Here is a 7,526-nt window from a genome sequence, read left to right as displayed (position 1 = left end):
CACGACATAGACTTCCCGGAACCGGTCATCCCGCAGGATCTGCCGTGCCTTTGTCATCTGGTCGGTATGTTTCAGCACAGGGATCTCAACCATGAAATCCTGTGCTGTCCTCATGTGATATTATCCTCCTCGCGGCAGCGCGGGCAGAGCATCACATTGTCTACCCGCTTGAGGTCATCAGACATCTGGCTGCAGCGGTTGCACATACCCTGCTCAACGAGCTCCTCACGGTTGATCTCGACGAGATCGGTCAGGAGTTCGTTCAGCTCGTTGGAGACGGTAAGGAGGTCCCGGACGGTCACGATACCGATCACGGTTTTGTGCTCGTCAATAATCGGGAGCCTCCTTACCTTATGCTTCACCATCATGCGGGCGGCATCGCCTACAGTCTTCTCCGCACTCACCGTAATGAGTGGCGTGCTCATGATGTCGTTAACATGTACTGTACTCGGTTTGAGATCCTTTGCCACCACTTTGCAGGCGAGATCTTCCTCGGTTACGATGCCGATGGGCTTGTTGTGCCTGAGGATGATGACGCTCCCGACCTCTTCTTCGCACATGGTCTTTGCCACCTTTGCAGCAGTCGCCTCGATGTCGATCATGACCGGGTTTGTCTTCATCACCTCCCGAAGGGGGACGCGGGTCTCAAACCGGATTGCGTTGGATGTCTTTTTCATGAGTCACCTCCTTGAAGTGCCTGATACTGATGATTACAATTAGCATACTCCCTTTCCCTTGTATAAATACAATTTGGCCAAGGCACTCCCCGATGCACTCCGGTAATATCCGGGCCGCTGCCATGGCTGCCCGGGAACGATTCACCGGCGGGAGATAGACCGGCCGGGATAAGAAACATAATAAACAGCGTATTCTATACACTACTAACGGATTATGGCACATATTGTATACCTGAGTACAACCCTTACGCAGGTGAGGTGAACAGTGAAGATATTTTATCAGACTTTTGGCACGGTAAAGAAGAAATTTTCCACCTTCCTCAACAAATTTTTCAAGAAGAAAAAGACCCGGATCGGTATTTACGGGCCGCCGAATGCGGGCAAGACCACGCTCGCCAACCGTATTGCCCGGGACTGGACAGGCGACGCGGTCGGCCCGGTCAGTGAGATCCCGCACGAGACACGGCGAGCCCGGAAGAAGGAGGACATCATCATCTCGGGGGCAAACGGCAACACGATCACAATTGATATCGTAGATACCCCCGGTGTCACGACCAAGATCGATTACCACGAGTTCCTCGAGTTCGGGATGGAGAAGGAGGAGTCGATCATCAGGGCGCGGGAGGCAACCGAGGGCGTTGCAGAAGCAATGCACTGGCTCCGCGAGGATATCGACGGCGTGGTCTATATGCTCGACTCTACACTCGATCCCTTCATGCAGGTCAACATCATGATGATAGGGATCATCGAGGCCAGGGATCTGCCGGTGATCATCGTCGCCAACAAGATCGATCTGCCGGACGCGGCGCCGGGCCGGATCCGGAGCGCGTTCCCCCAGCACCCAGTAATCGCGATCTCGGGACTCGATGGAAGGAACGTCGAAGATCTCTATGAGACGATGCTCGAATACTTCGGGTGAAGACGATGCCGCACAAATGTACGAAATGCGGGCGGGAATACAAGGACGGCTCTACTGATATCCTGAAAGGGTGCGCCAGCTGCGGCAACAAGAAGTTCCTCTACGTGAAAGAGGCCGAACTCAATAAGGACGTGCTCGAGGAGAAGTCCATCGAGGAGATCGCTGACGAGTCGCACGAGGAAGTTCTTGAGGTCACCGAACCTGCGAAGAAGCAGGTGGAGATGTACGACCGGGTCGAGACGATCCGTATCGTCTCCCCCGGCTCCTACGAGCTGAACCTCGAGAAGATGGCCCAGACCGACGAGCGGATCGTCAGCGTGGGTAAGGAAGGTTCGTATATCATCGACCTGATGTCAATGGCCAGGGACGAGCCGAAGAAGAAGAAGCACCGGAAGAAGTGAGGGGCGGCTTCTCAGGACTTTTTTTATTCGCACAATCCTTCGACAATCTCTACCCCGGCAACGTCACATTGAGCCCTTTCCCGAGTGCATACCACCCGGAGGCCGCCAGGTATTTTGGCGTAGCCCAGACATAGGGAAATCCGGTATAGCTGATCGGGTAAGGGTCGGGCGGGCGGCAATTCTCCTCAAACGTACCGATGCTGTTGAACCATTTGTCCCGGAACGTCATGTTGCCATCAGTTGCGTTATAATAACCATTGGCGTCGGCGCACCAGGGATCGTAATAATAGGACCCGTTGGCAAGCTCCACTTCCACCCACTGGTGCGAATAGGTGCGGACGAGATGGGACTCAATACCGGATTCCTGTGCCATGAACGCAAACAATGCAGAATATTCCCTGCATTCTCCGACCCTGTTGTAAGCGATCCAGTACGGATCGTCAGCGTACAAGGTGCCATTCGGGTTTTTCTGGGGATAGAGGATCCCATCATAATACGGGCTCGCTTTCGCCCGGGTGTGATCGTTTTCCAGAAATTCATAGGTGCAGGCAGTATTGGGACAGATAACTGCAGACAGGTTATCATTTGGGTTGACCCAGTCCTTCATCTCCCAGACAAAGATCTCGTCCAGCTTTGCCTCCGGATCCGGTATCTGCCGGACGTTATCCAGTTCTGCAGAGATGCGTTCTTTCCCCTGCGGGTAGATGACAGTGGTGTACCGGTCGGTCATATAATCGTTGAGAAGAGTGATATTATCGGCATCGCTGTTCTCGAGGGCAATAACATCCGCGTTCAACGGGTTCAGTGACGGGAACGGGTTCAGATACGGGAAAAACAGCATCAATACCGCAAGGAGGAGAATACCAGCCGCAAGGACAGCAAGAACCATAAGGACCGGGGACCGTTTTTTCCGCCCGTTTTTTCCGTTTTTTTTCTGCATGGCTTCACCATTTCGTCATCTGGAATCCCGTTGTCTGCAAAGCATCTTCCGGTGCCGGTCCTGTCGGTTTCCTTGTCCACTTTCCCGGGATCAGGGTGCGGGATCTGGTTTTATTGTCGATTATGATTTGTATGAGGTACAATTGGTACATTGTACATAACTTAATGTTATTTAAAATTTACAATTTGGGAACTATCCCACGTACCTGCCGTTGAATGTGCCGGCATAGTATTAACAATAATAAAACGACGGGAGTTTGAGAGTTATCCGCGGGAAAATAAGGATAGAACCGGAGGGTTCAGCGGCCTCTGGCGTTTTTGCATCCGGGCACATGGCTTCCTGACAGGGCCGGACGTGCGGTGCAGGCAGCGGTTAAAATCAAGAACGAAACTCCCGGGATTTGCCCGGTTTTTACCTGAAACATGAAGGCTATCGTGTAGCCAGATCGTCCCGGACTCCCTCGTACGGCACCGGGAGTCCGAGCCTCCGGAAGAACTCGTCCGTGAAGATGACGCTGTTGATGAGCGCCCATTCCGCACATCCGTGGCCAAGGCACTTATCCGGGAAGAAGGGCAGGTTCTTTGGGGCGAGAGGGTTTATGGCAAATTTCTTCCGGACGATCTTCTCAAATTTCTCCGCCTGGGTCTCGTCCCCATCTGCCGCAGCCCCGCGATCACGGATCACGACCCATTCCCGTTTGTAATGCATGAGATGGTTACGGATCTCTACCAGCGTCCTGACGTTCGCGTACGCCTGGTCGCCTTCCTCAAAGAGGGGTTTCTCAGCGATCGCGAGGATCTTCTGGTACTTGCTGATCATCGGGGCCCGGTCGAAATTCTTCTCGTTGTGCCACTTCTCCCCGATCGTCCTGAGGAGCGCCTCGTTCTCCTCGTCCGCAAAGAAATAGGCATCGTCCGCTGCATCGGCATAGAGCTCGTTGACCGTCGATTCGAGGAAAGAGACGGTGGAGAGAATGGAGTTGAGGATGAAGGCCTCGTGCTGCAGGAGCATATCCTGCGATGGGGAGCCGGATACTGCGCAGATTTTTTCAATCCCGTACCCGAGCCGGCAGAGTACGGCAGCAGACTGAATGTACCGCACAGAGAAGCAGTCCCGGAACCGGATTGCCGAATCCTCACCGCTCGTTTCGAGAGGTAGCTTGTCCATCGTTACCATTCCTTTTGTCCGGCAGGGTAAAAAGGGGCAGGTAAAAACAGCTTATAAAAAGGGGGAGTTGCCGGTTTATACGGTTGATTCTGCTGGTGACGGGCTCAGGCTGGCAGTTGTCGTACCAGAGGCACCGGCCTGTGCTGATGCCCGGGCTGCAGTATAATGTGCCTTGACGCTCTCCTTCATCTCCTGGGCAAACTGTTTCCAGTCCGCTACGAGATCTGCGTTGATGGTCTTGAGAGCAATCTGGTCCTTGTTGGTCAGTGCGGTGTCAAGCGCTGCACGCTCACCGCTGATGGTCGTCAGGGTTGCCTGCATCTGGGTAGTGTCGATGCTGTACTTCCCAAGAATGCCGATAACGTTGTTTGTCTGCGCGACATGGCTGTCGAATTCCTGCAGCCGGTAGGTCTGATGGCTGGCCCAGAGGTCGTCCGTGAGTCCCTGGTCAACGGCAGATCCCTGCCCGGTGGACGCCTGCCCTGCCGCCGCTGCCGGGAGCACGAGCATGCCGATGATGCAGAAGGCGAGAAATGCGCCTTTCATGAGTGTCTTTGAGTTCATGGTTTTCCTCCATTATTGGGGGGTTGTTCCCACCCTGATCACCAGTTGCCCTGAGGAGCTTATGTATTCGTAAAATGGGAGCAGTATCCCGTGTAAAAGTGTGTGGCGAAGCGTTGAACCTGCGGGTTAAACCGGACGTGCCGGAAGGGGCAGTAGTGTTTAGAGCATTCAATGTCAATATTCCCGGGCACAGCCCGGGACGCCCTGCGTATCCGGACTGCATCCGGCAGCCGCCGGGGATTCATGAGGAACGATCATGTACAACTCTGCCTATGCCTATTTATTGCTCGCCATCATCTCCGAGGTTATCGCCACGAGTGCACTAAAGGCATCTGACGGTTTCACCCGGATTGTCCCCGTGATCGTTGTCGTTACCGGCTATGTTGCGGCATTCTATCTACTGAGCCTCGTGCTCAGGAGCATCCCGGTCGGCATCACCTACGCGATCTGGTCCGGCGTGGGGATCATCTTCATCACGCTGGTGGCATATTTCGCGTTCCGACAGTCCCTCGACATCCCGGCACTTGCCGGTATGGGGCTCATCCTCGCCGGGGTCCTCGTGATCAACTTCTTCTCAAAAACGGTCACTGCGTAAACGCGCGATTGCGGGGGGCGGAGCAGACTCCATCGCCCCACGGTACCCTTTATAATCTCTTCCCGCCAATAGTAGGCTAGCACTTTTAACTGTGCTGACAGATGTAAGTCCGACGTGCGACACCGCACTGCCTGTAAGCATGGCTTTGGGATTACAGAGAGTCAGTAGCCAATACTGCACTTTTCTGGACTTACGTTTAGTCTACTAACAAGGAGGCTACACAATGGCACGAATGCATGCCCGCAGAAGGGGCAAGTCGAGCTCAGTCCGCCCCTACAGGAAACAGGCACCCTCGTGGTCGAACACCGACACCGCGGCGATCACCAAGATCATCCTGGAACTCCGTAAGGACGGCGCATCGAGCGCAATGATTGGACTGGTCCTGCGGGACCGGTATGGCGTTCCCGACGTTAAGCTTGCCACCGGCAAGCGCATCGGGGATATCTTAAAAGAGAACAAGGCCGCGTCCGACCTCCCCGAGGACCTCCGCGACCTGATGATCAAGGCCCTTGGCCTCCGCAAGCACCTTTCCGAAAACAAGAAGGACCTGCACAACAAGCGCCAGCTTCAGCTGGTCGAGTCCAAGATCCGCAGGCTCGTGAAGTACTACACGGGAAGCAAGAGGCTGCCCGCGGGCTGGGTCTACAAGCCGGAGAACGCTGAGATCCTCCTCTCCAGGTAATTTATCAGGAATCGTCCATCATGTCCCCGTCGCTTGAATCCGCAGCAGAGACCGTTGCAGCGCAGATCCGCAGGCAGGAGTACGTCGAGGTGTTCACACACCACGACGCGGACGGCATCAGTGCCGGTTCGATCCTCTGTCACGCGATGCTCCGTGCAGGCATACGGTTCCGGCTCCGGGTGCGGCAGGACGTGAACACATCGGATCTTTCCGGTGAAAGTGCATACCTCCTCTGCGACATCGGTGCGGGAATGACAGACCTCCCGAAGACCACGATGGTGGTGGACCACCACCTCCCGCTCTTCGACGGGGAATTCCACGTGAACCCGCGCCTTGCCGGCATCGACGGCGATCGCGAACTTTCCGCGTCCGGGACCGCGTATTACGTGGCCCAGCAGCTGGGAGACAACCGCGACCTCGCCGGTCTTGTCATCCCCGGCATTATCGGGGACGGTCAGGCAATTGCCGGGAAGAACCTTGAGATCTTCAACGAGGCGATCGCGAACGGGATCATAGTACCGGACCGGGGGCTGACGCTGCCGGGCCGGGACATGATCGAGCGCTGGTACACAGCGACCCACCCGTATCTCGACGGCATCAGCGGTGCAGAACAGGTCGTGACGGACTTCATCGACCAGTCCCGGGACCCGGCAAAGGCAGAAGAGCCGCTCCGGCTCGATGCCCTGGTCTCGCGGGTTGTGCTCGAAGCAGCACCGAAGACGACCCTCACCAGCCTGCAGGGCATCTGGGGCGACACCTTCCATCTCCAGCGCGAGGTAATAGAGGACGCCCATGCCTTCACCGCGGTGATCGACGCCTGCGGCAAGACCGGCAACGGCGACATCGGCGCAACGCTCTGCCTGCGCTCCTCGCACGACATCGACCGTGCGTGGGAGATCACACGGCAGCACCGCATCCGGGTGATCGAAGCGGTAAAATCCGCACACCCGTACGAGGGGGTTGCCGGGGTCTACGAGGTGAAGGATGCGAGCGTCCCCAGTGACGTTGCCGACATCCTCTCCCGCGACCTGCTCGCGGCAGGCCCGGTACTAGTGTACGCAAAGAGCGGCAGTGCGTGCCGGATCTCCGTGCGCTCGCCTGCGGGAAGCACGCTGGAACTCGGGCCGAAAGTCCGGGAACTGGCGGCTGCCTGCGGAGGAAGCGGCGGCGGGCACAATCTCCGGGCCGGAGCAACCATTCCCTGCGACTCGCTCGGGGCGTTTGCTAAGGGCTGGCAGGAGGCGATCGCATGAAGATCGAGGGGAAGATCACAACCCGGCACCGGGACGCTGCCTGCATTGCCGGGGCGCTTTCGCCCGACAACCTGCGCAGCATGGAGACCGTTGCGGAGGGCGACCGTGTCGTAACCACGATCACGGGTACGCAGCTCCGGTCAGTCATTGCATCCATGGACGATTATCTGATGAACCTGGCAGTGGCAGAGGACACATGTTCCCTGCACAGAGGAAATACCAACAGGTGATATTATGGCAAAGAAGAAACAGGTAGGAAGAAGAGTTGAAGGCTGGAAGGCCAAGAGCTGGTACAGGGTGCACGTCCCCGACAACCTCGGCAAGGCGT

General features: G+C 56.4%; 10 protein-coding genes and 1 pseudogene. 7 read left to right on the top strand and 4 right to left on the bottom strand.

What is annotated here, in order from left to right:
- Window positions 1–110: 110 nt before the first annotated feature.
- On the bottom strand, window positions 111–677 hold the full coding sequence (locus ABSE13_RS12850) for a CBS domain-containing protein (RefSeq protein ID WP_424028915.1): 567 nt from the start codon (window positions 675–677) through the stop codon (window positions 111–113).
- 265 nt (window positions 678–942) lie between these two features.
- Between ABSE13_RS12850 and ABSE13_RS12845 the strand changes: the two genes are divergently transcribed.
- Together ABSE13_RS12845 and ABSE13_RS12840 are read left to right on the top strand one after the other, a co-directional pair.
- A complete protein-coding gene (locus ABSE13_RS12845; protein ID WP_424028914.1) occupies window positions 943–1,596 on the top strand; it encodes an Era-like GTP-binding protein in 654 nt (217 codons plus the stop codon).
- Window positions 1,597–1,601: 5 nt separating this feature from the next.
- Window positions 1,602–1,997, top strand: coding sequence for a Zn-ribbon domain-containing protein (locus ABSE13_RS12840; RefSeq protein WP_424028913.1), 396 nt, complete (start codon window positions 1,602–1,604; stop codon window positions 1,995–1,997).
- 49 nt (window positions 1,998–2,046) lie between these two features.
- On the opposite strand, the gene ABSE13_RS12835 is transcribed toward ABSE13_RS12840, so the two are convergent.
- The 3 genes from ABSE13_RS12835 to ABSE13_RS12825 form a co-directional block, all read right to left on the bottom strand.
- A complete protein-coding gene (locus ABSE13_RS12835) occupies window positions 2,047–2,937 on the bottom strand; it encodes a transglutaminase domain-containing protein (protein ID WP_424028912.1) in 891 nt (296 codons plus the stop codon).
- Between the two features lie 429 nt (window positions 2,938–3,366).
- Window positions 3,367–4,104: a hypothetical protein gene (locus tag ABSE13_RS12830; protein WP_424028911.1), complete on the bottom strand. Its 738-nt coding sequence runs from the start codon at window positions 4,102–4,104 to the stop codon at window positions 3,367–3,369.
- 75 nt (window positions 4,105–4,179) lie between these two features.
- Entirely contained in the window at window positions 4,180–4,668 is a 489-nt protein-coding gene (locus ABSE13_RS12825) for a hypothetical protein (protein WP_424028910.1), read from the bottom strand.
- Window positions 4,669–4,924: 256 nt separating this feature from the next.
- On the opposite strand from ABSE13_RS12825, the gene ABSE13_RS12820 reads away from it, so the two are divergent.
- The 5 genes and pseudogenes from ABSE13_RS12820 to ABSE13_RS12800 form a co-directional block, all read left to right on the top strand.
- On the top strand, window positions 4,925–5,263 hold the full coding sequence (locus ABSE13_RS12820; protein ID WP_424028909.1) for a DMT family transporter: 339 nt from the start codon (window positions 4,925–4,927) through the stop codon (window positions 5,261–5,263).
- A 223-nt stretch (window positions 5,264–5,486) separates the two neighbouring features.
- Window positions 5,487–5,945 (top strand): 30S ribosomal protein S15, encoded by a 459-nt coding sequence (locus ABSE13_RS12815; RefSeq protein ID WP_424028908.1) that lies wholly within the window; start codon window positions 5,487–5,489, stop codon window positions 5,943–5,945.
- A gap of 20 nt (window positions 5,946–5,965) precedes the next feature.
- A complete protein-coding gene (locus ABSE13_RS12810; RefSeq protein ID WP_424028907.1) occupies window positions 5,966–7,198 on the top strand; it encodes a DHHA1 domain-containing protein in 1,233 nt (410 codons plus the stop codon).
- Entirely contained in the window at window positions 7,195–7,428 is a 234-nt protein-coding gene (locus ABSE13_RS12805) for a KEOPS complex subunit Pcc1 (RefSeq protein ID WP_424028906.1), read from the top strand. The genes ABSE13_RS12810 and ABSE13_RS12805 overlap by 4 nt, the downstream gene beginning before the upstream one ends.
- A 4-nt stretch (window positions 7,429–7,432) precedes the next feature.
- Window positions 7,433–7,526 (top strand): annotated as a pseudogene (locus ABSE13_RS12800) (30S ribosomal protein S3ae); the annotation flags it as partial.

The organism is Methanoregula sp., assembly GCF_049518935.1.
GTDB lineage: Archaea > Halobacteriota > Methanomicrobia > Methanomicrobiales > Methanospirillaceae > Methanoregula.
The sequence above is the reverse complement of the archived record's forward strand: the minus strand, read 5'-3'. Positions and strand labels throughout refer to the sequence as shown.